Source organism: Kitasatospora cinereorecta (genome assembly GCF_024172095.1).
Taxonomy (GTDB): Bacteria; Actinomycetota; Actinomycetes; order Streptomycetales; family Streptomycetaceae; genus Kitasatospora; species Kitasatospora cinereorecta.
On sequence record NZ_JAMZDX010000005.1, the window covers coordinates 476,063 to 498,506 of the forward strand.

The following is a 22,444-nucleotide window of genomic DNA, read 5'->3' on the forward strand; positions in this document are numbered from 1 at the left end:
CAAGCAGGTCAGTGGCGGTTGCCGAGGGCGAACAGGAGGATCACGAAGCCGGCGAACAGATGGGTTCCGGCGATGTAGACCGAGGCCCGGATGAACATCGCCCGGCGCCTGTCCTTCTCGTCGTCGCCGGCGTCGCTCATCGGGTCTCCTTCGTCGTCGTGGTGGTGCAGGGGCGGGGAGCCGCGGGTCGGTTGTCCTTCGCGGTCACGGCGGGGAGCGATTCCTTGAGCCGGCGCCGGGCGTACTCGATGGCCTCGGGGGTACCGGCGAAGACGCGGTGGTCGGCGCGCAGGGCATCGAGGACGCCGAGGGCGTCCAGCGTCCTCAGGTGGTCCTCCCGTGCGCCGGAGACCAGCACGAGGATGCCGCGTCGCTCCAGCTTGGCGATCGCGTCACCGAGGACGAGGGCCCCGGTGGCGTCGACGGTGCTGACCCGGGACAGGCGCAGGATGACCGCCTTCACCTCGGCGGTCTCCGCGAGCTCGAGCAGGAAGCGGTGGGCGCCGGCGAAGAAGACCGGCCCGTCGATGCGGTAGGCGACGATGTGCTCGGCGAGCAGCGCCTGTTCCTCGGCGTGGTGGTCGGCCGGGGGCAGCCCCTCGTGCAGCGGCACCCGGGTCAGCGCGGCGGATCGCGCGACCTGTCGCAGGGCCAGCGCGCCGGCCACCAGCAGGCCGACGACGACGGCGGTGACCAGGTCGAAGACCACCGTCGCGCCGGCGGTCAGGACCAGGATCGCGGCCTCGCCGCGGCCGCTGCGGGCCAGCGCCCGCAGCGAGGCGACCTCGACCATGCGCACGGCAGTGGCGATCAGGACGCCGGCGAGGGCGGCCAGTGGAATGCCCGCGACCAACGGTGCGGCGGCGAACACCACCACCGCGAGCACAGCGGCGTGGACCAGCGCGGCGAGCCGGGAGGCGGCACCTGAGCGGACGTTGACGGCGGTGCGGGCGATCGCGCCGGTCGCGGCGACGCCGCCGAACAGCGGGGCGACGAGGTTCGCCAGTCCCTGGCCGAACAGTTCGCGGTCGCTGTCGTGCCGTTCCGAGACGCTCATCGCATCGGCCGCGGTGGCCGACATCAGCGACTCGAGGGCCGCCAGGGCGGCCACCGCGAGCGCAGCGGTCGCCAGTTGAGGTACGTCGGCGAGGCGGAGGAATCCGAGCGAGGGTGCGGGCAGCCCGGCGGGCAGGTGCCCGATCGTGGCCACGTCCAGGCCCGCCAGGCCCGTGACCGCGGTCGCGGCGACGACCGCGAGCAGGGAGAACGGCACGCCCGGGCGCAGCCGGGCGCCGATCAGCATCGCCGCGGCGACCCCGGCGGCCAGGGCGAGCTGGGCCGGGTGCGGGTGCTGCACGAAATCGGTCACCGCGTCCCACGCGGTGACCGCGACGTTCTCCGCGCCCGGCGCCTTCGCTCCGAGCGCGGCCGGTACCTGCTGCAGACCGATCACCCCGGCGATACCCAGGGTGAAACCCTCCACCACCGGGGCCGGCACGTACGCCATGAACCGTCCGCCGCCGGCGAGCGCGGTGGCGATCAGCAGGACACCCGACATCAAGCCCACCGTCAGCACCCCGGCGGTGCCGTACCGGTGGACGATCGGGACCAGGACCACCGTCATCGCCCCCGTCGGCCCGCTCACCTGCAGGTCGGACCCGCCGAAGAACGCGGCCAGCGCACCGGCCACCACCGCGGTCGCCAGGCCCGCTTCGGCCCCCGCGCCGGAGGCCACACCGAAGCCGAGTGCCAGTGGCAGCGCGACGATCGCCACCGTCAGACCCGCCAGGAGATCCTTGCGCGGCGAGCGGCCCATGGTGGCCAGGACCGCTCGGTCCGGCAGCACCGCGCGCAGCCTGGCTCCCGCCAGGCGGGCGAACGCCGGGAGTGCGGACGGGGCGGAGAAGTCGGTGGAAGTCCCGCTCATGCCCGGTGCGCCTGCCGGTCCGGCTCGCGCAGCTCGGCGAGCAGCGACTCCTGGTCGCTGATCATCTCGGTGAGGATCCGCCGGGCGGCGCGCAGCAGCTCGGCCACGTCCGGCGTGCTCAGCGCGTACACCACGGTGTTGCCCTCGCGGGTCGCCGTCACCAGCTGGGTGCGGCGCAGCACCGCGAGCTGCTGGGAGAGGTTCGAGGGCTCGACCTCGATGGCGGCCAGCAGCTCGCGCACCGGGCGCGGCCCGTCCTGGAGCAGCTCCAGGACCCGGATCCTGACCGGGTGGCCGAGAGTGCGGAAGAACTCCGCCTTGGCCTGGTACAGCGGGACCGCCATCGCTCAGCCTTCCCGTATGTCGCGCTTCACAGATCCAGCATCTATGAATGTGAAGAATTCTTCAACTTGCAATCAAAGCAAGTCGCGGTCGACGCGCAGCGGGTCGACCGCGATCACTTGCGGTCACTCCCGCACGCCACCGCGACCCGTTCCATAGCCTCCCGGACACAACACGCCGACACCGCCGTGCAAGGGAGCAGCACCGTGAACGCAGTCGACCGGGCACTCAAGGACGCGATGGCCATCGAGGGTGCGCTCGGCGCAGCCCTCGTGGACCTCGAGAGCGGGATGGCCCTGGGCACCCGCAGCGCCGTCCCCGGCCTGGACCTGGCGCTCGCCGCCGCGAGCCACGCCGACATCGTCCGGGTCACCCATCGCACCCTCGACGCCACCGACCTCGGCACCGAGGTGATCGAATCCATCCTGACCAGCCTCACCACCCAGTACCACCTGGTCCGCCCGCTCGCCCGGACCAGGGGGAGCCGACTCTTCCTCTCCCTCGTCCTCGACCGCAACCGCGCCAACATCGCGATGGCCCACCACCACCTGCGCCGGATCGAGGCGGGGCTCGACGTGTAGACCCCGCGCCCCTTTCCTGCCGGGCGCCGTCGACCTATGCTAAGCAAGCGCTTAGTCACCACCGGTCGACCCTGCGAGGAACCCATGACCGACACCCCCGAGGCGCCGCCCGGCCTCGACCCCGTCCGCCTGCGCGAGCACCTGGACGCCGTACGGCCCGGCCTGGTGGCCGGCCCGCTGCGCGCCCGGCTGTTCCAGGGCGGCAGGTCCAATCTGACCTATCTGGTCGAGGACGGACAGCACGCCTGGGTGCTCCGCCGGCCACCCCTCGGCCACGTCCTGGCCACCGCCCACGACATGGCCCGCGAGTACCGGGTGCTCGGCGCCCTGCACCCCACCCGGGTGCCGGTGCCCGAACCGCTGCTCCTGGTCGAGGACGACACGGTGCTCGGCGCGCCGTTCTACCTGATGGAGTACGTGCCGGGCACCGCGCACCGCGAGGCCGCCGCGCTGGCCGCGCTCGGCGAGCAGCGCGTCCACGCCCTCGGCATCCACCTGGTCGACACCCTGATCGAGCTGCACGGCGTGGACCCCGACGCGGTCGGACTGGCCGGATTCGGCCGCCCCGAAGGCTTCCTGGAGCGCCAGCTGCGCCGCTGGGGCAAGCAGCTGGACGCCTCCCGCAGCCGCGAGGTGGCCGGCATCGACGAGCTGCACGAGCGGCTCGCCAAGTCCCTCCCCGCCTCCCCCGCGCCCGCCCTGGTGCACGGCGACTACCGGCTGGACAACGTCCTGGTCGGCGAGGACGACCGGATCCGCGCGGTGCTGGACTGGGAGATGTCCACCGTCGGCGACCCGCTCACCGACCTCGGCCTGCTGGTGATGTACACCGAACTGGCCCGCCGCTTCGACGGCATCCTGCCGGGCGCCGCCCTCGCCCCCGGCTTCCCCACCACCGCCGAACTGGTCGCCCGCTACACCAAGGGCTCCGGGCGGGACGTCTCCGGGCTCGGCTGGTACGTCGGCTTCGCCTCGTTCAAGCTCGCCGTGGTGCTGGAGGGCATCCACCTGCGGCACAGCCAGGGCCGCACGGTCGGCCCCGGCTTCGACCGGATCGGCGAACTGGTGCCCGCCTTCGTGCAGTTCGGCCTCGACGCGATCAAGGAGCAGTGACCGTGGACTTCGCCTTCGACGCCCGCACCGAGGAGCTGCGCTCCCGGCTGCTCGACTTCATGGACGAGTTCGTGCACCCCGCCGAGCCGGTGCTCGCCGCCCAGCTCGCCGACCCCGACCGGGTCCCGTGGACCATCCCGCCCGTGGTCGGCGAGCTGAAGGCCGCCGCCAAGGAGCGCGGCCTGTGGAACCTCTTCCTCCCCGGCGAGGAGGGCGCGGGCCTGACCAACCTCCAGTACGCGCCGCTCGCCGAGATCACCGGCCGCTCGGTGCTGCTCGCCCCGCCCGCCCTCAACTGCGCCGCCCCCGACACCGGGAACATGGAAGTGCTCGCCCAGTTCGGCGACGAGGCGCAGAAGAAGCAGTGGCTCCAGCCGCTGCTGGAAGGCTCGATCCGGTCCGCCTTCGCGATGACCGAACCCGACGTGGCCTCCTCCGACGCCACCAACATCACCACCCGGATCGAGCGCGACGGCGACGAGTACGTGGTCAACGGCCGCAAGTGGTACATCACCGGCGCGATGAACCCCGAGTGCCGGATCCTCATCGTGATGGGCAAGACCGACCCCGGCGCACCCGCCCACCGCCAGCAGTCGATGATCCTGGTGCCGCGCGACAGCCCCGGCGTCACCGTGGTCCGCGGGATGACCGTCTTCGGCTACGAGGACTCCGACCACGGCGGGCACGCCGAGATCCGCTTCGAGGACGTCCGGGTGCCGGCCGCCAACCTGATCGGCGAGGAGGGCTCCGGCTTCGCCATTGCCCAGGCCCGCCTCGGCCCTGGCCGGATCCACCACTGCATGCGGGCCATCGGCGTCGCCGAGCGCGCCCTGGAACTGATGTGCCGCCGGGCCTCCGAACGGATCGCCTTCGGCCGCCCGCTGGCCGACCAGGGCGTGGTCCAGGAGTGGATCGCCGAATCCCGGGTGCGGATCGAACAGGCCAGGCTGCTGGTGCTCAAGACCGCCTGGCTGATGGACACCGTCGGCAACCGCGGCGCCCACACCGAGATCCAGGCCATCAAGATCGCCGTACCGTCCGCCGTCGAATGGATCCTCGACAAGGCCGTCCAGGCGCACGGCGCCGCCGGCGTCAGCCAGGACACCGTCCTCGCCCAGCTCTGGGCCGGCAACCGCACCCTGCGGCTCGCCGACGGCCCGGACGAGGTGCACCGGCGGTCCCTCGCCCGGCGCGAACTGCGCCGCTACCAGGAGAAGTAGGGAAGGCCGAGCATGGAACAGACCGACGTGAGGGAACGGGTCGCCCGGCTGCTCGCCGAGCACGACCCCGCCCGCACCGACCGGCTCGCCTTCCTGCGGGCCCGCTTCGACGCCGGCCTCGCCTGGGTGCACTTCCCGGTCGGCCTCGGCGGACTCGCCGCACCGCGCGCCCACCAGGTGCTGGTCGACGAGGAGTTGGCCGCCGCCGGCGCGCCCGACAACGACCCCCGCCGGATCGGCATCGGCCTCGGCATGGCCGCCCCGACCGTCCTGCGCTACGGCACCGAGGAGCAGCAGCACCGCTTCCTGCGCCCGCTGTGGACCGGCGAGGAGGTCTGGTGCCAGCTGTTCAGCGAGCCCGGCGCCGGCTCCGACCTGGCCGCCCTCGCCACCCGGGCCGTCCGCGACGGCGACGGGTGGGTGGTCAACGGCCAGAAGGTGTGGACCTCCAGCGCCCACACCGCCCGCTGGGCCATCCTGGTCGCCCGCACCGACCCCGACGTGCCCAAGCACGCCGGTATCACCTACTTCGTCTGCGACATGACCGACCCGGGCGTGGAGGTCCGGCCGCTGCGCCAGATCACCGGCGAGGCCGAGTTCAACGAGGTCTTCCTCACCGACGTACGGATCCCCGACACCCACCGGCTCGGCCCGGTCGGCGACGGCTGGCGGGTCGCCCAGACCACCCTCAACAACGAGCGGGTGGCCATCGGCGGCCAGGCGATGCCCCGCGAGGGCGGCATGATCGGCGTGGTCGCCCGCACCTGGCGCGACCACCCCGAACTGCGCACCCCCGACCTCCACCAGCGCCTGCTGGGGAGCTGGGTCGACGCCGAGGTCGCCCGGCTCACCGGCGAACGGCTGCGCCAGCAACTCGCCTCCGGCCAACCGGGACCGGAGGGCGCCGCGATGAAGCTCTCCTTCGCCCGACTGGCCCAGGAACTGAGCGGCCTCGAGGTCGAACTGCTCGGCGAGGACGGCCTCGAGTACGACGACTGGTCCATGCGCCGGCCCGAGATCGTCGACTTCACCGGCCGCGAGGCCGGCTACCGCTACCTGCGCGCCAAGGGCAACTCCATCGAGGGCGGCACCTCGGAGATCCTGCGCAACATCATCGCCGAGCGGGTGCTCGGGCTGCCGGCCGAGCCGCGCGGCGACAAGGACCTGCCGTGGAAGGAGCTGCCGCGATGAGTGGTGAGGTGGATCTGCTGTACTCCGAGGTCGAGGAGGAGCTGCGGGCGAGCGTACGGGCCCTGCTGGCGCGGAAGGCGTCGGCGGAGGCGGTGCTCGGCCGCTGCGAGTCGGCCGAGCCGTACGACCCGGCGCTGTGGCGGGCCCTCGCCGCGGACCTCGGTCTCGCCGGACTCGCCGTCCCGGAGGCGGACGGCGGGGCGGGCGCCGGCTGGCGCGAAGTCGCCGTGGTGATGGAGGAGTTGGGGCGCAGCGCGGCGCCGGTGCCGTACCTCGGCGGTGCGGTGCTGGGCACCGCGGCGCTGCTGGCGGCCGGTGGCGGCGGACTGCTGCCCGATGTCGCCGGCGGGCGGCGGGTGGCGGTGCTCGCCGTCCCGCTGACCAGCGGTCCGGGCGCCGCCCTCCCGGCGACGGTGGCCGCGGACGGCGCCGGGGTGCTGCGGGGGCGGGTGACGTCGGTGGCCGATGCCCTCGTCGCGGACGTGCTCCTGGTTCCGGCCCGGGACGCGGACGGGGTCGCCGGGCTGTACGCCGTGGCGGCGGGCGACGTGGAGATCGTCCGGCGGACGTCGCTGGACCTGACCCGGCCGGTGGCGCACGTGCTGCTGGACGGCGCGCACGGGCAGTTGGTCGCGGCCGGGGAACTCGCGGAGGCCGCGGTACGGCGGGCGCTGCTGGTCGGGGCCGGGATGCTCGCCTCCGAGCAACTGGGCATCGCGGAGTGGTGCCTGGCGACGACCGTCGCGTACGTGAGGGAGCGGCGGCAGTTCGGCCGGGCGGTGGGGTCGTTCCAGGCGCTGAAGCACCGGCTGGCGGACCTGTGGCTGGAGGTGGTCGGCGCGCGGGCGGCGGCGCGGTACGCGGCCGCCACGCTGGCGGCCGACGATCCGGACGCGGAGGTCGCCGTGGCGGTGGCGCAGGCGTACTGCGGGGCGCTCGCGGTGCGGGCCGCAGAGGAGTGCATCCAGCTCCACGGCGGCATCGGGATGACCTGGGAGCACCCGGCCCACCTCTACCTCAAGCGCGCCAAGGCCGACCAACTGGCCTTGGGCACCCCGGGCCACCACCGGGCCGAACTCGGCCGACTGGTCGGGGTTCACATGTAGGGGGCGCGAAGAACTGCGCGACCGGCCACATGCTCAGGTAGAGCGATGGCTGGTCGCGCAGTTCCCCGCGCCCCTGAATTCGTGGTCGGCGAGAACTGCGAAGCCGGCCGCTCCCGTGGTCGGCCTCGCAGTTCCCCGAGCCCCGGTGGTTGCCCTAGCCGACCAGTTGGCCCTGGGCACGCCGGGAGCGGCTCGGCCGACTGGTCGGGGTTCACATGTAGGGGCGCGAGGAACTGCGCGACCGACCATCGCTCTACCTCGGCGTATGGCTGGTCGCGCAGTTCCTCGCGCCCCTGGTGGTTGCCCCTAAGGAGTGATCACCACGCGGCCCGTGGTCCGGCCGGCCGCCACGCGGGCGATGGCGGCGGGGGCGGCGGTGAGGGGGAGGCGTTCGCTGACGAGGGGTTTGACGGTGCCCTTGGTGGCGATGTCGGTGAGGTCGCGGTGGCAGCGGGCGACGGCGTCGGGGTCGTGGGTGTTGTAGAGGCCCCAGTGCAGGCCGAGGATGGCGTAGTTCTTGACCAGGGCGTGGTTGAGGCCGGGGGCGGGGATCTGGCCGCCGGCGAAGCCGACGACCAGGATGCGGCCCTCGAAGGCGATGCACTTGGTGGAGCCGGTGTAGGCGTCGCCGCCGACGGGGTCGAAGACGACGTCGGCGCCGCGGCCGCCGGTGGCGGCCTTGACGGCGGCGACGAAGTCCTCGGCGTGCCGGTCGATGACCAGGTCGGCGCCCAACGCCCTTGCGGCTTCGGCCTTTTCGGGGCCGCCGACGACGCCGATGACGGTGGCGCCGGCGGCTTTGCCGAGTTGGACGGCGGCGCTGCCGACGCCACCGGCGGCGGCGTGGACGAGCAGGGTCTCGCCGGGCCGGAGGGCGGCGCGGCGGTGGAGGCCGAACCAGGCGGTCTGGTAGCCGATGTGGAGGGCGGCGGCTTCGGCGTCGTCGAGGGCGTCGGGGGCGGGGAAGGCGCCGGCGGCGTCCATCAGGGCGTACTCGGCGAAGGCGCCGGCGGGGACGACGGCGGTGCCGAGGACGCGGGTCCCGGCGCGGTCGCCGGAGGCGATCTCGCCGCAGAGTTCGACGCCGGGGGTGAACGGAAGCGGCGGGCGGACCTGGTAGTGGCCGCGGATCATCAGCGCGTCGGGGAAGTTGACGGCGGCGGCGCGGACCTTGACGAGGAGTTGGCCGGGGCCGGGGACGGGCACGGGGGCGTCGTCGACGAGTCGCAGGACGTCCTCGGGCTCGCCGAGTTCGGGGGTCTGCCAGGCCCTCATGCGGTCGCCTCCCGGGCTTCGACGGTCTGCTGGAGCTTGTTCATGCCGGCGAGCCACCGCTCGGGGGTGGTGGCGCGGGCGGCGTAGTAGTCGGCGACCTCGGGGTGCGGGAGGATCAGGAAGCGGTCCTCGGCCATGGCCTCGAGGGTGGTGTCGGCGACGTCGGCGGGTTCGATGGCGGTGGGGGCGAGCAGGACCTGGCCGTGTTCGCCGGTGCCGTCGAGCATCCGGGTGCGGACGCCCTGGGGGCAGAGCGCGTGGACCTTGAGGCCGCGGTGGCGGTAGGTGGCGGCGAGCCATTCGGCGTAGGCGAGGGCGCCGTGCTTGGAGACGGCGTACGGGGCGGAGCCGAGCATGGTGAGCAGGCCGGCGGCGGAGACGGTGGCGAGGAAGCGGCCTTCGCCGCGTTCCAGCCACTCGGGGAGCAGCAGTCGGCTGGCCCGGACGTGGGCCAGGACGTTGACCTCCCAGGCCTGCGCCCAGGCGTCGGGGTCGGCGTCGGCGCCACCGACCGGGGCGACGCCGGCGTTGGCGCAGTAGAGGTCGATCCGGCCGAGGGCGGTGCGGGCGGCGGTGATCAGGGCGGCGACGCCGTCCTCGCTCGCGGCGTCGCCGGGGACGGCGATGCCGTCGACGGCGGTGGCGACGCGGTGGGCGGCGTCGGCGTCGAGGTCGTTGACGACGACCCGGGCGCCGGCGGCGGCGAGCGCGGTGGCGAGGGCGGCGCCGATGCCGTGGCCGGCGCCGGTGACCACGGCGGTGGTGCCGGCGAAGGTGCTCACAGGCCACCACCGAGGGTGACGCCGCCGTCGACGACGAGGGTCTGGCCGGTGATCCAGCCGGCGTCGGAGGAGAGCAGGAAGGCGACGGCGCCGGCGACGTCCTCGGGCAGGCCGAGGCGGCGCAGCGGGTAGGCGGCGGCGACCTTGTCCTCGCGGCCCTCGTACAGCGCCTCGGCAAACTTGGTCTTGACGATGGCGGGGGCGACCGCGTTGACCCGGATGTCGGGGCCGAGTTCGGTGGCCAGCTCGGTGGTGAGGCGGATCAGCGCGGCCTTGGAGACGCCGTACATGCCGATGCCGCTGGAGGAGCGGATGCCGGCGATGGAGGCGACGTTGACCACGGCGCCCCCGTGCTCGCCCATCCAGGCCGCGTGGGCGCGGCGGGTCCAGGCGAGCGGGGCGAGCACGTTGACGGCGAGGATCTTGGCGGCGGCGACCGGGTCGGTGTCCAGGACGGGCCCGTAGATCGGGTTGATGCCGGTGTTGTTGACCAGCAGGTCGAGCCGGCCGAAGGACTCCAGGGTGCGGGTGACGGCCTCCTCCTGGTGGGCGGCGTCGTCGGACTTGCCGGCCACCCCGATCGCGTGGTCGGGGCCACCCAGGTCGCGTACGGCCTCGGCCAGCGTCTCGGGGGTGCGAGCGGTGATGCAGACCTTGGCCCCGCGCTGGACGAGCTCCCGCGCGATGCCGAGGCCGATGCCCCGGCTGGCTCCGGTCACCACGGCCACCTGGCCCTTGAACGACAGTGTCATCGCCGTACCTTTCCAAAGAGTGCAACCTGTGACTAAGCGCTTGCTTAGCATCTGGGCGACGGGCGACACTGTCAACAGCCCGGCAGCCGGGCGCCTTGATCGATCTGCGAGGATTGGGCCCATGACCGACCACGCGACCGCCGAACTGTGGCCCGGGGAACGCACCGAGGCCGCCCGGCGCCTGCTGCTCGCCGCGGTCGAGTCCTTCGCCCGCCGCGGCTTCCACGCCACCACCACGCGGGACATCGCGACCGCGGCCGGGATGAGCCCGGCGGCGCTGTACATCCACTACCCGTCCAAGGCGGCGCTGCTCGCCGAGATCTCCCGGACCGGACACCAGTCCACCCTGGACCTGGTCGAGCGGGCCGAGGCGTCCAGCACCGAGCCGGTGGAGCAGATGCGACGGCTGGTGGAGGAGTTCACCCGCTGGCACGCCCACGGTCACACGGTCGGCCGGATCGTCAACAACGAGCTGCACGCGCTGCCCGAGGAGGACTTCGCGGCCGTCGCCGAGCTGCGGATCCGGATCGAGGAGACGGTGCTGCGGATCATCGCCCGGGGCGTCGACGCCGGCCGGTTCGAGGTGCCCGACCAGCGGACCGCGGCCCGGGCGGTCACCTCGCTCGGCATCGACGTCTCGCGCTGGTACACCGAGCGCAGCAGCGAATCCCCGGAGGAGCTGGGCCGCCGGTACGCCGTCCTGGTGCTGCGGATGCTCGGCGCGGCGGCCGGCTAGGGCCTCTCGTTCGGGTCACGTCGGATCAGCGGGCGGCGTTGGAGTGCGTGGCTCGGCGGTGCGGAGGAGGGAGTCCATGCGGAGCATCGGCGACCGACGACAAGCCGGCGAGGTGCGTGCTCCGGCGACGGGCGCCCGGCGTGATCCGAACGAGAGGCCCTCATGCCTCTGCGGCGGCGCGGGCGGCCGGCCAGGCCTCTGCGGCGGCGCGGGCGGCCGGGGCGTGCTAGCAATGCCCCGAGGGGCGGGGCCGCACGACTCGAGGACCGGAGACCGCGATGTCGCACCACCTGAGCGGGCCGAACCTGCGCTCCCCGCGCGAGGACGCCCGCCTGGACATGACCGACCTGTACGCCTTCTCGGCTCCGGTCGGCCGGACCGTGCTGATCCTGGACGTCCACCCCCTGGCGACCGCCGACAGCGCCGCCTTCCACCCGGACGCGGTGTACCGGATCAACGTGGACACCGACGGCGACCACCGCGCCGACGTGGCCTTCAGCTTCACCTTCACGGACCCGGCGGCCGGGCCGCAGACCATGACCGTGCACCGCGCCGACGGCGCCGCCGCCCAGGACCACGAGGCCGGCGGGACGGTGCTGGCGACCGGGGTGCCGGTCACCCTGGGCGCCGAGGATCAACCGGTCGAGGCCGGTCCGTACCGGGTCGCGGTGGGGCTGCGCAGCGACCCGTTCTTCGCCGACCTGGACGGCATCGTGAACGGGTTCACCTGGACCGGCGTGGACTGGGGGGCGGACAAGAACGTGCTCGGCATCGTGCTGGAACTCCCGGACGCGGAACTCGCCCCGGGGACGGAGCTCGGCCTGTGGGGCCGGGTGAGCCTGCGGGAGGGCGGGCGGCTGGTGTCGGTCGACCGCGGGGCGCACCCCTCGCTGACCGCCTACTTCAACGCCGAGGAGGTCAAGGACGCCTACAACGCGGGCGAGCCGGCCGACGACTGGGCGACCTACCGGGAGCCGTGGATCGCCGCGCTCGAGCACCTCGGCGGCTACACCGGCGACGCGGCCGAGGCGCAGCTGCGGATCGTGCTGCCGGACGTGCTGCACTACGACCGGTCCCGCCCGGCCGGCTACCCGAACGGCCGCACGCTGACCGACGACGTCACCTCGACCCGGCTGTCGATGATCACCAACGGTGCGGTGCCGACCGACCACATCGGTCCGCACACCGATCTGCTGCCGCACTTCCCGTACCTCGGCCGCCCGCACTGACACCCCGGACCACTGCACCGACGCGGAGCACTTCCCAGCCGGGCGATCATTAGGTTAGGCTCACCTAACTTAATGAGGAGGTCCCGGATGCCCGACACCGAGAACGCGCCCACCCCGGCGGAACGGGTGCGCACCCTGCTGGCGAACGCCTCCTCGGTGGTGCTGGACATCCCCGGCGTCGACCTCACCGCCCGACCCGGCCTCCCGCCGCTGGTCGACTGCGCGGTGCTGCCCGACGGCGCCCTCGCCGTCCTGGTCGAGACCGACTCCCCGCTCCACCGGATCGCCGCCATCGCCGCACTGACCCGGCGGGCAGCGCAGTCCGAAGCCCCACCGCATGGCCGGCACGCAGCCCGGGAGGACGCCTGGCAGGACGAGCCGGCCGCCGAGCTGGAGGCCGTCGACGTCGCCCCGGTCGCCCTCCCCCACCGCATCCGCGGCCGCGCCCTCGCCCAGGGCCGGCTCACCCTCCCGGCGCCCGGCGAGCCCTTCGACACGCTCTTCCCCCGGGTCTCCCCCGCCGGACGGACGCAGCTGCGCCTGGAACTCGACCACCTGGCCGTCGACGACCTCCGGGGCTTCGACTGCTGCATCGACCTCGCCGCCTTCACCGCCGCCGCGGCCGACCCGGTCGCCGCCGAGGAGGCCGGGCTGCTCCAGCACCTGGACGCCGCCCACGCCGACCAGCTGGACGACCTCGGCCGCCGGGCCGTCGGCTCCGGCGCGGCGGCCACCTCCTGGGCCGGCCGCGAACCGGTCCGGGTCCGGCCGGTCGCCCTCGACCGCTACGGCCTGCGGGTGCGGATGATCGGCGCCGACGGGAACGCGGAGCTGATGGACGCCCGATTCGACTTCCCCCGCCCGCTGGACGGCCCCGAGCAGCTCCCGGAGGCCATGCACCGCCTGTTCGCGCAGGTCAGGAACTCGGGCTGATCACCGAGAAGAGCCCGCCCTCGCGGTCCGCGACCCGGGCCACCCGCCCGTACGGGGTGTCCACCGGGTCGCCGGCGATCCGGCCGCCGAGCTCCACCGCGCGCTTCACCGCCTCGTCCGTGTCCGTCACCGAGAAGAACACCTCCCAGTGCGGCGCGATGTCCCTCGCCCCGCGCAGCGCCGCCACGCTCCGGCCCTCCGAACGCAGCACCACCCGCTCGTGCTCGTAGCGGACCTCGAAGTGCGACGGGTCGCGGTCGTCCCAGCGGAACACCTCGCCGTAGAAGAGCGCGGCGGCGAACGGGTCGGCGGTACGCAGCTCGATCCAGACCGGGGCGCCCGGCGTCTCCGTCCAGACGTCCTCGCCCGGCTCGCCCTCCCAGACCCCGAAGACGGCGCCGAACGGGTCCGCCGCCAGCGCGAGCCGACCGGCGTCGAAGCGCAGCGGGCCGACCGCCAGGGTGCCGCCGCGCTCGCGGATCGCCTCGCCCACCCGGTCGGCGCTCTCGGTGCCGAAGTAGGTGGTCCAGGCGACCGGCGGCTGCCAGTCCCCCGCGACCACGCCGAGCCCGGCCACCTCCACCCCGTCCACCACGGCCCGCAGGTACGGCCCCCACCGGTCCGGCCCCGCCTCGAACGTCCACCCCAGCAGCGGACCGTAGAAGGCCCTCGCGGTGTCGAGATCACGGGCCATCAGGCTGACCCAGCACGGCGCGGCCGCAACGCAGCGCACCCGGACCGTCTGCTCACCCATCCGCGAAGTCTCCTTCCGAGGTCACCGTCGGCTCTGCACAGAGCCTAGGCCCTCTCGTTCGGGTCACGTCGGATCAGCGCGCGGGCTGTGCCGGGCCACCGGGCGCCGCTCGGGAGGGCGGACGCGGCGCGGCGGGTGGAGGGGGACGCGGCCCGGGTGCGATCGTCGGCGGGGATTCGGTGGAACCGGGCATTCGGTGGAAGGAGTACGGGTATGGACACCACTCACGTCATCCTGGGGGCGAGCCTGGCCGGCGCCAAGGCGGCCGAGGCACTGCGCGCGGAGGGCCACCAGGGCCCGATCGTGCTGATCGGCGAGGAGCCTGACCGCCCGTACGAACGGCCGCCGCTCTCCAAGGGCTACCTCCTGGGCAAGACCGAACGCGAGAAGATCTTCGTGCACCCGGCCGGCTGGTACGCCGAGCACGGCGTCGACCTGCGGCTCGGCACCGCGGCCACCGCACTGGACCTGGCCGCCCGCACGGTCACCCTCGCCGACGGCGAGCGGGTCGGCTTCGGGAAGCTGCTGCTGGCGACCGGTGCCTCGCCGCGCCGGATCCCGGTGCCCGGCGGGGACGCCGAGCACGTGCTCTACCTGCGCCGGGTCGGCGACAGCGAGCGGCTGAAGGCGGCGTTCCGGCCGGGCGCCCGGGTGGTGGTGGTCGGCGCCGGGTGGATCGGGCTGGAGACCGCGGCGGCGGCCCGCGCCGCGGGCTGCGAGGTGACCGTGCTGGAGGTGGCCGAGCTGCCGCTGCTGCGGGTGCTCGGCCGGGAGGTGGCGCAGGTCTTCGCCGACCTGCATCGGGCGCACGGTGTGGAGCTGCGCTTCGGCGTGCAGGTCGCGGCGATCCGCACCGACGGGGTGCAGCTGGGCGACGGCACCGTCGTCCCGGCGGACGCCGTGGTGGTGGGCGTGGGCATCGCCCCGAACACCGCGCTGGCCGCCGACGCCGGACTGACCGTGGACAACGGCGTGCGCACCGACGCGCACCTGCGCACCTCGCACCCCGACGTGTTCGCCGCCGGCGACGTGGCCAACGCCGACCATCCGGTGCTGGGCCGGCCGATCCGGGTCGAGCACTGGGCCAACGCGCTCAACCAGCCTGCGGTGGCGGCCCGTTCGATGCTCGGACAGGACGCCGTGTACGACCGGGTGCCGTACTTCTTCACCGACCAGTACGACCTCGGCATGGAGTACACCGGGTACGTCGAACCGGGCGGCTACGACCGGGTGGTGTTCCGCGGCGACGTGGCGGGGCGGGAGTTCGTCGCGTTCTGGCTGGACGCCGAACGCCGGGTGCTGGCCGGCATGAACGTCAACGTCTGGGACGTCACCGACCCGATCCGCGCCCTGGTCTCCTCCGGCCGCCCGGTCGACCCGGACCGCCTCGCCGACCCCGCCGTCCCGCTGAACGAACTGCCCTGACCCGGCCGGAGGCCCGCCGACGCACTCGGGCGCCGTACGGAACCGCCTTGCGCCGGCCCGGCCGGACGGGGTGGGATGCGTACGGCGCCCGGGTGGTCGGTCCCCGCGTCGCGCCGGCGTCCTGCCGAACGGCCGACGGGGAACGGGGGGACGCGATGGCGGGCGGATGGCTGCCACCGGCGGGCGCGCCGCGGCTGCTGGCGACGGCGCAGTTGACCAACGCGGTGGGCGACGGCGCGTACCTGGTGTGCTCGGCGCTGTACTTCACCCGGGTGGTGGGGCTGTCGCCGGGCGGGATCGGCCTCGGCCTCACCCTCGCCTGGGCGGTCGGCGCGTTCGCCGGGGTGCCGCTCGGGCATCTCGCCGACCGTCGCGGGCCGCGCGGTACGGCCGCCGCCCTGGCGGTGGCGACGGCGGTCACGGTGGCCGCCTTCCTGCTGGTCCGCTCCTTCCCCGGGTTCCTGCTGGCGGCCGTCGGCTACGCCTGCGCCCAGACCGGTCTCTCCGCCGCCCGGCAGGCGCTGCTCGCCGGCCTGGTGGAGCCCGAACGCCGCACCGGGGTACGGGCGTTCCTGCAGTCCACGGTGAACGCCGGGCTCGCCGTCGGCGCCGCGCTCGGCGGCGTCGCCCTGCACCTGGACACCCGGGCCGCGTACCTGACCGTGCTGGGCGTGGACGCGCTGGCCTTCCTCGGCTCGGCCGCACTGCTGCTGCGGCTGCCCGCCGTGCAGCCGGTGGCGGCGGAGCCGGGCGCGCCGCGGCTGGCGGTGCTGCGCGACCGCCCGTACGCGCTGGTGGCGCTGATCAACGCGGTGATGCTGCTCTACATGCCGCTGCTGTCGCTGATCCTCCCGCTGTGGATCGTCGGGCGGACCGCCGCACCCGACTGGCTCGCCGCCGGACTGCTGGTGCTCAACACGCTGAGCGTGGTGGTCTTCCAGGTGCGGGTGGCGCGCGGGGTGAAGGGACTGGCCTCGGCGGCCCGGTACGTGCGGTGGGCCGGGGTGCTGCTCGGGCTGTCCTGCGCGGGCTTCGCGCTCTCCGCCGCCGGGCACAGCGGCTGGACGGCCGCCGCGGTGCTGCTGGCGGCCGGCGCCGTGCAGGTGCTCGGCGAGATGATGCTGGCCTCCGGCGCCTGGGAGATCGGCTTCGGCCTGGCGCCGGCCGACCGGCAGGGCCAGTACCAGGGCTTCTTCGGCACCGGGGTGGCGCTCGCCAGGATGCTGGGACCGGCCCTGCTGACCACCGTGGTGCTCGGCTGGGGACCGCCCGGCTGGCTGGCGCTCGGCCTGGTCTTCGCGCTCGCGGGCACCGCCATGGCGCCTGCCGTCCGCCGGGCCGAACGCACCCGCGACGCCGACCCGGCCGCGGACCTCGCGGCCGGTCGGGAACGCCTGGTGGGCAGCTGACGGTGCGGCCGCCGGAGCGGCAGGCGGATCAGCCCGCGTTCTCGCTCACGCCGGCGGGTAGTCGGGAACGGTCGCGCCCTCCTTGAGCTCCCCGTGGGCCTTGGTCAGCAGCTGCATGGCGAGGTCGTTCAGCGCCCGCGCGCCGGCCACCTCCTCGCCCACGCGCAGCTGCGGGCTGTCGGCGTGGTGTCGGGTGCTGTAGCCGTGACCGCGGACCTCGGTGCCGTCCGCGAGGCGCACCATCGCGGCGGCCTTGGTCCGGTCGCCGTCCTCCGCGAACTCCATCTCGATGTGCCATCCGACGAGCGTCCTCATGGCCGCCACCTCCTGGGGGTGCGGGTTTCCTGGGCCTTTCCGGCCCTTCCAGCGTGCGCCCGCCACCCCCGGCGGGCCACTTTGCCCCGAGCCCGGCCGGTCAGAGCCTGGGCTCGGGCGGCTGCGCCTCGCGGCCGGCGGCCACCGCGGTCTCCACCGGTCGGCAGCTCTCCTCGCCCGTGTCGGCGTGCACCACCCGCAACGTCTTCTGCGGGCCGCCCGGTTCGACGCGCTGCGCATGGCCGCAGCGCGGGCAGAGCAGCGGGATCTTCGTCATGGCACCGCCCACGCGCCCGCCGGCCGGACCGCCGCGCCGCACGTGGCCTCCTCCCTTCCCAGTGTGCGCCCCGGCCGCCCGGCGCGACGCCCGGGAAAACCGCTCGCCGCGCGGGCCCGGGCCGCGCAGACTGCCGCGATGACCAGCTTCCGCACCCACCGGCGCCGGGTCCTCGACCCCGCCCTGCCCCCGTACCGGCGGCTCTCCGCCCTGCGGACCTGCCTGACCTGCTTCGCCCCGTACGGGCTGCGCGGCACGTACCACCACCTGACCCTGAGCGCCCGGATCCCCCGCGACCTCGGCGACGACCCGCAGTCGCTGGCCCGCGCGGTGGAGGAACTGCACGAGGCACGGGAGCTGTGGCGGGCCCACGCCGAGCGGTGGATCGCCGGGCGCCGCACCGAGAAGCGGCTCGGCCGGCGCGGCACGCGGCCCGGGGAGCCGTGGTGGTCGGCCGGGCCGTTCCCGGTGGCGTGGGCGGACCCGACCGTCCACCCGCCGCTCGACCTGCCCGCGTACGTGCGGCGGCGGATCGCCCTGGCCGACGGTGCGGACCTGCCCGGGTGCCCGCACTGCGGCGACGAGCGGGATCCCGGCCTGCGGGCCACCGGCCACGGCTTCGTCGAATGGTGCCGCGGCTGCCGGGTGGAACGGCGCCCCTGCCCCTGCGGCCGTCAGCACCACCCGGGGGACACGGAGGCGGCCTGGCCGGCGATCTGGCGCCGGGAGCACGTGGGCGGCCCGGGGGACGGGGAGCAGGTCAGGCGTGGGTGGGGACGGTGACCAGGAGCCGGCCGGTGTCGAGGGTGCGGACCTCGAAGTGGTCGATGGCGGACGGCGCGAGGGCGGTGCCGCCGGCGGTGTGCAGGGTGCTGGAGGTGTAGCCGGCGGGCGGGACGGCCCAGGTGGTGACCGTCTGGCGCTCGCCCGCGGGCGAGACCGCGACCAGGTCGCAGGTGAGCGGGCCGTTCACGTTGGAGAGCGCCAGGGTGATCTGGCTGCCCCAGGTCTTCGCGGTGACCCCGACCTGGGCCGAGACACCGGTCGCGGCATCGGTCGCACTGAACTGCTGCGCCGCGACGGCGACCTGGGCCGGCGCCTGGGTGAGCGCCCAGGTCGCGGCCGGACCGCCGAACGCGATCAGCGCGGCGCACGCCGCGAGGACCAGGCGGCGGACGCGGCTGCGCCGCCTGGTGGTACTGACCTCGGCGATCAGCCGGTCCAGCAGCTCGGGTCCGGGCGCGGGTGCGGGCACTGATGCTGATGCGCCGGGGGCGCCGGCCGCCGACTCGGCGCGGGACTCGGCGAGTTCGGCGAGCAGCGGGGTCAGGCCGGAGAGTTCGTCGACCTCGGCGGCGCAGCGCGTGCAGCCGGCCAGGTGGGTCTCGAACCGCTGCCGGTCGTCCGGGTCGAGGACGCCGAGGACGTACGCGCCGACGTCGACGTGGTCGTCGCGGTCGTCCGGGTGCGCGTGGTACGGCGTCACGATGTCACTCCTCGTTCCTCGAGCGCGAGCTTCAACGCTCTCAGCGCATAGAAGATCCGGGACCGAACCGTACCCGGCGGGACGCCGAGCAGGGCGGCCGCCTCGTTGACGGTCCTGCCCTTCAGGTAGGTCTCGACGATCACCGTGCGGTGGGCCTCGGTGAGGTCGTCGAGCGCCTCGGAGATGGTCATCAGCCGCAGCGCCCGCTCGAGTTCGTCCTCGGCGGGCAGCAGCTCGAGCGGGGCCGGGTCGACCTCGTGCGGGCGGGCCCGGCTGCTGCGGTGGTTGTCGATCACGATCCGCCGGGCGACCGTGACCAGCCAGGGGCGCAGGTTGCCCTGCCCGGCGTCCAGGTGGTCGATGTTGCGCCAGGCGCGCACCAGCGTCTCCTGCACCACGTCCTCGGCGCGCTGCCGGTCGCCCGCGACCAGTCGCAGCACGAAGCCGAACAGTGGCCCCGCGTGGTCGCGGTAGAGCGCCCGCATCAGCTCCTCGTCCGTGCCGGCGCCGCTGGGACGGGCGGCCCGGTCGGAGGGGCCCCAGGTACGGGGATGCTCGGCCACGGCGCCATCCTTGCGCACCTGTACCTCCAGGTCGAGACGGTCCGTTCTCGGCCCTCGCGTCCCGCCCGCCACGGCCGGACGCTCCGGGCCGCCGCCTCAAGTCGGAGGCGGTTGCTGTCGATAACCACAGGGGTGCGGCGCGGGCGCCCGCGCCGCACCCACCCGGCCGGCGGATCGGTACCGGCCGGGCCCGGCGGCCCGGTACCGACGGCGCCGGCGGTCTGCGGCCGGCGGCCGGACCGGGCTCTCAGTAGCCGTAGCCGCCCCCACCGGTGCTCGGGCTCGCGGGCTGGGACGCGGCCATCGCCTTGCCGCCGGTGGGTGTCGCGGCGAACCAGATGCCCATGACGCCCTGGCCCTTGGTGTCGCCGGGCTTGCTGTCGGCCCCGTAGCGGTACAACGGCCAGCCGTTCAGGGTGAGTTGCTTGCTGCCGTCGGACCGGGTGACGGTGGACACCAGCTTGCTGTCGATGCCCTTGAGCTGCGAGGTGTCACCGCCGGCCAGGGCCGGCGGCCAGGTACTGGCGCAGGTCCCGGTGCAGTTGGACATGGACGGGCTCGCGGTGTCCTTGTCGAACCGGTACAGCGTGAACCCGTTGCCGTCGGTGACGACGGTGCCGAGCGAGGTCGTGGTCGTGGTCATCAGCGCCGGCTTGCCGCTGTTCGGCGTGGACGGCGTGCCGGTGGACGGAGAGGAGGGCGCGGCGGGCGCGCTGCTCGCCGGCGGGTTGGAGGGCTGGCCGGTCGGCGACGAGCCGGACGAGCCGCACGCCGCGACGAGGGCGGTGGCGGCCAGGCCGGAGGCGACGGCGAGGGCGAGACGGCTGTTCCTGGGCATGGCGGGTTCCCCACGGACCTGGGCGGCAGTGGCTTGGGGAGCCTTCCGGCTCCCCGGGTGGCGCGAACGCCCGTTCCCCCTTGGGTACGGACCGGACGGGCGGAGCGTTCAAGGCGCCGCGGATTTCCTGCGGAATAGCGCGGCGGCCGGTGCGGTTGACGCGTCCGACAGAGCTTGCGAAGGGCAGGTGGAAGCTGTGAGCACGGTCGAGCTGACCAAGGACAACTTCGACGACGTGGTCGAGGGTCCGGACGGCAAGGAGTTCGTCCTGATCGACTTCTGGGCGGCCTGGTGCGGGCCGTGCCGGTCGTTCGCGCCGGTCTTCGAGCGCGCGTCCGAGAAGCACCAGGACCTCACCTTCGCCAAGGTCGACACCGAGGCGCAGCAGGAGCTGGCGGCCGCGTTCGAGATCCGGTCGATCCCGACCCTGGCGATCATCCGCGAAGGGGTGCTGGTGTTCGCACAGCCCGGCGCGCTGCCGGAGCAGGCGCTGGACGACCTGATCAGCCAGGCCCGCGCGCTGGACATGACCGAGGTGCACGCCAAGGTCGCCGCCCAGAAGGCGGCCGGCTGACCCACCGGCCCGCTGTCCGGGTACGCCGTCCGGTCGGGATCATCGGAGCAGGGAGCATGATCGTTCCGTCGTAGACTTCACGGAATGAACGATGCGATCGAACTGGTGATCTTCGACTGCGACGGCGTGCTGCTGGACAGCGAGCGGCTGGCGGTACGGGTGGACGCGGTGGTCCTGGCCGCCCTCGGGTGGGAGCTGACCACCGAGGAGATCGTCCACCGCTTCGTCGGCCGCTCGCACCGGTCGATGGTCGAGCAGATCGAGGCCCACCTCGGCCGGCGCCTCCCGGACGGCTGGGAGGACGAGTTCCAGCACCTCTACGACGAGGCCTTCGCCAACGAACTCGCGCCGGTCGACGGCATCGTCGAAGCCCTGGACCGGATCACCCTCCCGACCTGCGTCGCCTCCAGCAGCAGCCACCCGCGCCTGCGGACCACCCTCGGCAGCACCGGCCTGCTGCCGCGCTTCGAAGGCCGGATCTTCAGCGCGAGCGAGGTCGCCCACGGCAAACCGGCCCCCGACCTCTTCCTGCACGCCGCCGCGCGCATGGGCGTCGCCCCCTCCCGCTGCATCGTGGTCGAGGACAGCCGCCACGGCGTGGCCGCGGCCCGCGCGGCGGGCATGCGAGCCCTCGGCTACGCCGGCGGACTCACCCCGGCCGAGTGGCTCCAGGGCCCGGACACCGTCGTCTTCGACGACATGTCCCACCTCCCCACCCTCCTGGGCCAGGTCCCCGCCCACTGACCCGCCCAGCCCCGGGCCACCGCACCTCCCGCCTCCGGCGGGGTCAGCAGACCGAACCGGAAGCACCGCGGCACCTCCCGCGCGCCCAGGCCGGACAGGAGCAGGCGGAACGCCAGCGCGAAGCCACGGCCCTCGAACGCCGCAGTCGGCGGACGCCGCAGGCCCGCCCGGCGCCACCTCACCCCTGCGGCGTGGCTCAGCAGCCCAGGCCGGACAGGAGCAGGCGGAGCGCCAGCTCGAAGCCGCGGTCGTCGAGGCCCGGGCCGCGGTCGGCGGAGGCTTCGAGGGCGCCGGCGAGGGACGGGTAGTCGGGGCGGTAGGTGGCGGTGTCGCGGGTGAAGCCGGCGGTGAAGGTCTCCAGCGCCGAGCCGAGGACGAGGTAGTCGAGTGCGGCGGCGGCTTCGGCGGCGTCCGCGGGGGCGAGGCCGGCGCGGGTGAGTGCGGCGAGCAGGGTGTCGTAGGTGAGCAGCTGGCGGCCGGCCTCGACGCGGCGGCGGGCGAGCAGCGCGATCGTGTTGGGGTGGCGCAGGAAGACGGCGCGGTAGCCGCGGGCGTAGGCGGCGAGGCCGGTGCGCCAGTCGGGGTCGTCGAGCGGGGTGAGGTCGATCTCGGCGTTGACCAGTTCGGCGACCGCGTCGAGGAGTTCGTCCTTGCCGTCGACGTGGTTGTAGAGCGAGGCGGCCTTGACGCCGAGGCGGTCGGCAAGGGCCCGCATGGTGAGGCCGCCGGGGCCGTCCTCGTCGACCACGGCGAGGGCCGCCCTGGCGATGATCTCCCTGCTCAGCAGTGCCCTGCTCGGTCGCCCCACGCCCCCGCCCTCTCCGGCTCGGCCGCGGCCCGGTCGGCCGCGGGCCCACGTTACAGCCTGGTGT

26 protein-coding genes are annotated in these 22,444 nt (G+C 74.4%); 13 read left to right on the forward strand and 13 right to left on the reverse strand.

Translation table 11 applies throughout. The features are described from left to right. Nucleotides 1-8 precede the first annotated feature (8 nt). Genes FHR36_RS27745 through FHR36_RS27755 form a run of 3 tightly spaced genes read right to left on the reverse strand, consistent with a single transcriptional unit; the run spans nt 9 to nt 2,271 of the window. Complete coding sequence (locus FHR36_RS27745; RefSeq protein ID WP_253801428.1) at nt 9-140, reverse strand: DUF6126 family protein; 132 nt, start codon at nt 138-140, stop codon at nt 9-11. Next, on the reverse strand, nt 137-1,927 hold the full coding sequence (locus tag FHR36_RS27750; RefSeq protein WP_407660864.1) for a SulP family inorganic anion transporter: 1,791 nt from the start codon (nt 1,925-1,927) through the stop codon (nt 137-139). Before FHR36_RS27750 ends, FHR36_RS27745 begins: the two co-directional genes overlap by 4 nt. Further along, nucleotides 1,924-2,271 (reverse strand): ArsR/SmtB family transcription factor, encoded by a 348-nt coding sequence (locus FHR36_RS27755; protein ID WP_253801430.1) that lies wholly within the window; start codon nt 2,269-2,271, stop codon nt 1,924-1,926. The genes FHR36_RS27750 and FHR36_RS27755 overlap by 4 nt, the downstream gene beginning before the upstream one ends. Nucleotides 2,272-2,508: 237 nt before the next feature. Here FHR36_RS27755 and FHR36_RS27760 point away from each other — a divergent pair, with 237 nt between their 5' ends. The 5 genes from FHR36_RS27760 to FHR36_RS27780 all read left to right on the forward strand — a co-directional run bounded on the left by FHR36_RS27760 (nt 2,509) and on the right by FHR36_RS27780 (nt 7,480). Further along, the gene (locus tag FHR36_RS27760; RefSeq protein WP_301330833.1) at nt 2,509-2,850 is read left to right on the forward strand and encodes a hypothetical protein; all 342 of its coding nucleotides are present in this window, start codon (nt 2,509-2,511) and stop codon (nt 2,848-2,850) included. A gap of 84 nt (nt 2,851-2,934) precedes the next feature. Beyond that, entirely contained in the window at nt 2,935-3,963 is a 1,029-nt protein-coding gene (locus tag FHR36_RS27765; RefSeq protein ID WP_253801434.1) for a phosphotransferase family protein, read from the forward strand. A 2-nt stretch (nt 3,964-3,965) separates the two neighbouring features. Further along, the gene (locus tag FHR36_RS27770; RefSeq protein ID WP_253801980.1) at nt 3,966-5,183 is read left to right on the forward strand and encodes an acyl-CoA dehydrogenase family protein; all 1,218 of its coding nucleotides are present in this window, start codon (nt 3,966-3,968) and stop codon (nt 5,181-5,183) included. A gap of 12 nt (nt 5,184-5,195) precedes the next feature. Then, the gene (locus FHR36_RS27775; RefSeq protein WP_253801436.1) at nt 5,196-6,374 is read left to right on the forward strand and encodes an acyl-CoA dehydrogenase family protein; all 1,179 of its coding nucleotides are present in this window, start codon (nt 5,196-5,198) and stop codon (nt 6,372-6,374) included. Then, complete coding sequence (locus FHR36_RS27780) at nt 6,371-7,480, forward strand: acyl-CoA dehydrogenase family protein (RefSeq protein WP_253801438.1); 1,110 nt, start codon at nt 6,371-6,373, stop codon at nt 7,478-7,480. Before FHR36_RS27775 ends, FHR36_RS27780 begins: the two co-directional genes overlap by 4 nt. Before the next feature lie 306 nt (nt 7,481-7,786). Here FHR36_RS27780 and FHR36_RS27785 read toward each other — a convergent pair whose 3' ends face one another. From FHR36_RS27785 to FHR36_RS27795, 3 genes are read right to left on the reverse strand one after another with little or no spacing between them, the layout of a single operon-like run. Continuing rightward, the gene (locus FHR36_RS27785) at nt 7,787-8,755 is read right to left on the reverse strand and encodes an NADPH:quinone oxidoreductase family protein (RefSeq protein WP_253801440.1); all 969 of its coding nucleotides are present in this window, start codon (nt 8,753-8,755) and stop codon (nt 7,787-7,789) included. Continuing rightward, a complete protein-coding gene (locus tag FHR36_RS27790; RefSeq protein ID WP_253801441.1) occupies nt 8,752-9,537 on the reverse strand; it encodes an SDR family oxidoreductase in 786 nt (261 codons plus the stop codon). Before FHR36_RS27790 ends, FHR36_RS27785 begins: the two co-directional genes overlap by 4 nt. Beyond that, complete coding sequence (locus FHR36_RS27795) at nt 9,534-10,289, reverse strand: SDR family oxidoreductase (RefSeq protein ID WP_253801443.1); 756 nt, start codon at nt 10,287-10,289, stop codon at nt 9,534-9,536. The genes FHR36_RS27790 and FHR36_RS27795 overlap by 4 nt, the downstream gene beginning before the upstream one ends. Nucleotides 10,290-10,410: 121 nt before the next feature. On the opposite strand from FHR36_RS27795, the gene FHR36_RS27800 reads away from it, so the two are divergent. The 3 genes from FHR36_RS27800 to FHR36_RS27810 all read left to right on the forward strand — a co-directional run bounded on the left by FHR36_RS27800 (nt 10,411) and on the right by FHR36_RS27810 (nt 13,187). Then, nucleotides 10,411-11,025 (forward strand): TetR/AcrR family transcriptional regulator, encoded by a 615-nt coding sequence (locus FHR36_RS27800; protein ID WP_253801445.1) that lies wholly within the window; start codon nt 10,411-10,413, stop codon nt 11,023-11,025. 278 nt (nt 11,026-11,303) lie between these two features. Continuing rightward, the gene (locus FHR36_RS27805; RefSeq protein ID WP_253801447.1) at nt 11,304-12,254 is read left to right on the forward strand and encodes a DUF4331 family protein; all 951 of its coding nucleotides are present in this window, start codon (nt 11,304-11,306) and stop codon (nt 12,252-12,254) included. 87 nt (nt 12,255-12,341) lie between these two features. After that, on the forward strand, nt 12,342-13,187 hold the full coding sequence (locus FHR36_RS27810) for a DUF2470 domain-containing protein (protein WP_253801448.1): 846 nt from the start codon (nt 12,342-12,344) through the stop codon (nt 13,185-13,187). Here the strand turns inward: FHR36_RS27810 and FHR36_RS27815 are convergent. After that, the gene (locus FHR36_RS27815) at nt 13,171-13,941 is read right to left on the reverse strand and encodes a VOC family protein (protein WP_253801450.1); all 771 of its coding nucleotides are present in this window, start codon (nt 13,939-13,941) and stop codon (nt 13,171-13,173) included. The genes FHR36_RS27810 and FHR36_RS27815 overlap by 17 nt on opposite strands. Before the next feature lie 213 nt (nt 13,942-14,154). Between FHR36_RS27815 and FHR36_RS27820 the strand changes: the two genes are divergently transcribed. Both FHR36_RS27820 and FHR36_RS27825 read left to right on the forward strand, forming a co-directional pair. Next, on the forward strand, nt 14,155-15,366 hold the full coding sequence (locus FHR36_RS27820) for an NAD(P)/FAD-dependent oxidoreductase (RefSeq protein ID WP_253801451.1): 1,212 nt from the start codon (nt 14,155-14,157) through the stop codon (nt 15,364-15,366). 155 nt (nt 15,367-15,521) lie between these two features. Beyond that, the gene (locus FHR36_RS27825) at nt 15,522-16,775 is read left to right on the forward strand and encodes an MFS transporter (RefSeq protein WP_253801453.1); all 1,254 of its coding nucleotides are present in this window, start codon (nt 15,522-15,524) and stop codon (nt 16,773-16,775) included. 45 nt (nt 16,776-16,820) lie between these two features. On the opposite strand, the gene FHR36_RS27830 is transcribed toward FHR36_RS27825, so the two are convergent. Both FHR36_RS27830 and FHR36_RS27835 read right to left on the reverse strand, forming a co-directional pair. Beyond that, complete coding sequence (locus FHR36_RS27830; RefSeq protein ID WP_253801455.1) at nt 16,821-17,090, reverse strand: DUF1876 domain-containing protein; 270 nt, start codon at nt 17,088-17,090, stop codon at nt 16,821-16,823. A 100-nt stretch (nt 17,091-17,190) separates the two neighbouring features. Next, entirely contained in the window at nt 17,191-17,367 is a 177-nt protein-coding gene (locus tag FHR36_RS27835) for a hypothetical protein (protein ID WP_253801457.1), read from the reverse strand. 138 nt (nt 17,368-17,505) lie between these two features. Between FHR36_RS27835 and FHR36_RS27840 the strand changes: the two genes are divergently transcribed. Beyond that, nucleotides 17,506-18,150, forward strand: coding sequence for a hypothetical protein (locus FHR36_RS27840; protein WP_253801459.1), 645 nt, complete (start codon nt 17,506-17,508; stop codon nt 18,148-18,150). Here FHR36_RS27840 and FHR36_RS27845 read toward each other — a convergent pair. From FHR36_RS27845 to FHR36_RS27855, 3 genes are all read right to left on the reverse strand, one after another. Then, a complete protein-coding gene (locus FHR36_RS27845; RefSeq protein ID WP_253801462.1) occupies nt 18,128-18,853 on the reverse strand; it encodes a zf-HC2 domain-containing protein in 726 nt (241 codons plus the stop codon). The two genes, FHR36_RS27840 and FHR36_RS27845, sit on opposite strands and share 23 nt — an antisense overlap. Further along, the gene (locus FHR36_RS27850; RefSeq protein ID WP_253801464.1) at nt 18,850-19,434 is read right to left on the reverse strand and encodes a sigma-70 family RNA polymerase sigma factor; all 585 of its coding nucleotides are present in this window, start codon (nt 19,432-19,434) and stop codon (nt 18,850-18,852) included. Before FHR36_RS27850 ends, FHR36_RS27845 begins: the two co-directional genes overlap by 4 nt. A gap of 229 nt (nt 19,435-19,663) precedes the next feature. Then, entirely contained in the window at nt 19,664-20,254 is a 591-nt protein-coding gene (locus FHR36_RS27855) for a hypothetical protein (protein WP_253801466.1), read from the reverse strand. 196 nt (nt 20,255-20,450) lie between these two features. Here FHR36_RS27855 and trxA point away from each other — a divergent pair, with 196 nt between their 5' ends. Both trxA and FHR36_RS27865 read left to right on the forward strand, forming a co-directional pair. Continuing rightward, on the forward strand, nt 20,451-20,828 hold the full coding sequence (gene trxA / locus FHR36_RS27860; protein ID WP_253801469.1) for a thioredoxin: 378 nt from the start codon (nt 20,451-20,453) through the stop codon (nt 20,826-20,828). An 84-nt stretch (nt 20,829-20,912) separates the two neighbouring features. Further along, nucleotides 20,913-21,572 carry an HAD family hydrolase gene (locus FHR36_RS27865; protein ID WP_253801471.1) on the forward strand — a complete coding sequence of 220 codons (660 nt, stop codon included), beginning with the start codon at nt 20,913-20,915 and terminating at the stop codon, nt 21,570-21,572. Between the two features lie 196 nt (nt 21,573-21,768). On the opposite strand, the gene FHR36_RS27870 is transcribed toward FHR36_RS27865, so the two are convergent. Beyond that, a complete protein-coding gene (locus tag FHR36_RS27870) occupies nt 21,769-22,380 on the reverse strand; it encodes a TetR/AcrR family transcriptional regulator C-terminal domain-containing protein (RefSeq protein WP_253801473.1) in 612 nt (203 codons plus the stop codon). Between the last annotated feature and the right edge of the window lie 64 nt (nt 22,381-22,444).

Bases quoted from the DNA above. Each gene is read 5' to 3' on its own strand.
- FHR36_RS27780 (WP_253801438.1), top strand. From the start codon at position 6,371: ATGAGTGGTGAGGTGGATCTGCTGTACTCCGAGGTCGAGGAGGAGCTG.
- FHR36_RS27830 (WP_253801455.1), bottom strand. From the start codon at position 17,090: ATGAGGACGCTCGTCGGATGGCACATCGAGATGGAGTTCGCGGAGGAC.
- FHR36_RS27765 (WP_253801434.1), top strand. From the start codon at position 2,935: ATGACCGACACCCCCGAGGCGCCGCCCGGCCTCGACCCCGTCCGCCTG.
- FHR36_RS27810 (WP_253801448.1), top strand. From the start codon at position 12,342: ATGCCCGACACCGAGAACGCGCCCACCCCGGCGGAACGGGTGCGCACC.
- FHR36_RS27825 (WP_253801453.1), top strand. From the start codon at position 15,522: ATGGCGGGCGGATGGCTGCCACCGGCGGGCGCGCCGCGGCTGCTGGCG.
- FHR36_RS27800 (WP_253801445.1), top strand. From the start codon at position 10,411: ATGACCGACCACGCGACCGCCGAACTGTGGCCCGGGGAACGCACCGAG.
- FHR36_RS27815 (WP_253801450.1), bottom strand. From the start codon at position 13,941: ATGGGTGAGCAGACGGTCCGGGTGCGCTGCGTTGCGGCCGCGCCGTGC.
- FHR36_RS27865 (WP_253801471.1), top strand. From the start codon at position 20,913: ATGAACGATGCGATCGAACTGGTGATCTTCGACTGCGACGGCGTGCTG.
- FHR36_RS27795 (WP_253801443.1), bottom strand. From the start codon at position 10,289: ATGACACTGTCGTTCAAGGGCCAGGTGGCCGTGGTGACCGGAGCCAGC.
- FHR36_RS27840 (WP_253801459.1), top strand. From the start codon at position 17,506: ATGACCAGCTTCCGCACCCACCGGCGCCGGGTCCTCGACCCCGCCCTG.
- FHR36_RS27805 (WP_253801447.1), top strand. From the start codon at position 11,304: ATGTCGCACCACCTGAGCGGGCCGAACCTGCGCTCCCCGCGCGAGGAC.
- FHR36_RS27750 (WP_407660864.1), bottom strand. From the start codon at position 1,927: ATGAGCGGGACTTCCACCGACTTCTCCGCCCCGTCCGCACTCCCGGCG.
- FHR36_RS27820 (WP_253801451.1), top strand. From the start codon at position 14,155: ATGGACACCACTCACGTCATCCTGGGGGCGAGCCTGGCCGGCGCCAAG.
- FHR36_RS27760 (WP_301330833.1), top strand. From the start codon at position 2,509: ATGGCCATCGAGGGTGCGCTCGGCGCAGCCCTCGTGGACCTCGAGAGC.
- FHR36_RS27775 (WP_253801436.1), top strand. From the start codon at position 5,196: ATGGAACAGACCGACGTGAGGGAACGGGTCGCCCGGCTGCTCGCCGAG.
- FHR36_RS27755 (WP_253801430.1), bottom strand. From the start codon at position 2,271: ATGGCGGTCCCGCTGTACCAGGCCAAGGCGGAGTTCTTCCGCACTCTC.
- FHR36_RS27855 (WP_253801466.1), bottom strand. From the start codon at position 20,254: ATGCCCAGGAACAGCCGTCTCGCCCTCGCCGTCGCCTCCGGCCTGGCC.
- FHR36_RS27835 (WP_253801457.1), bottom strand. From the start codon at position 17,367: ATGACGAAGATCCCGCTGCTCTGCCCGCGCTGCGGCCATGCGCAGCGC.
- FHR36_RS27785 (WP_253801440.1), bottom strand. From the start codon at position 8,755: ATGAGGGCCTGGCAGACCCCCGAACTCGGCGAGCCCGAGGACGTCCTG.
- FHR36_RS27745 (WP_253801428.1), bottom strand. From the start codon at position 140: ATGAGCGACGCCGGCGACGACGAGAAGGACAGGCGCCGGGCGATGTTC.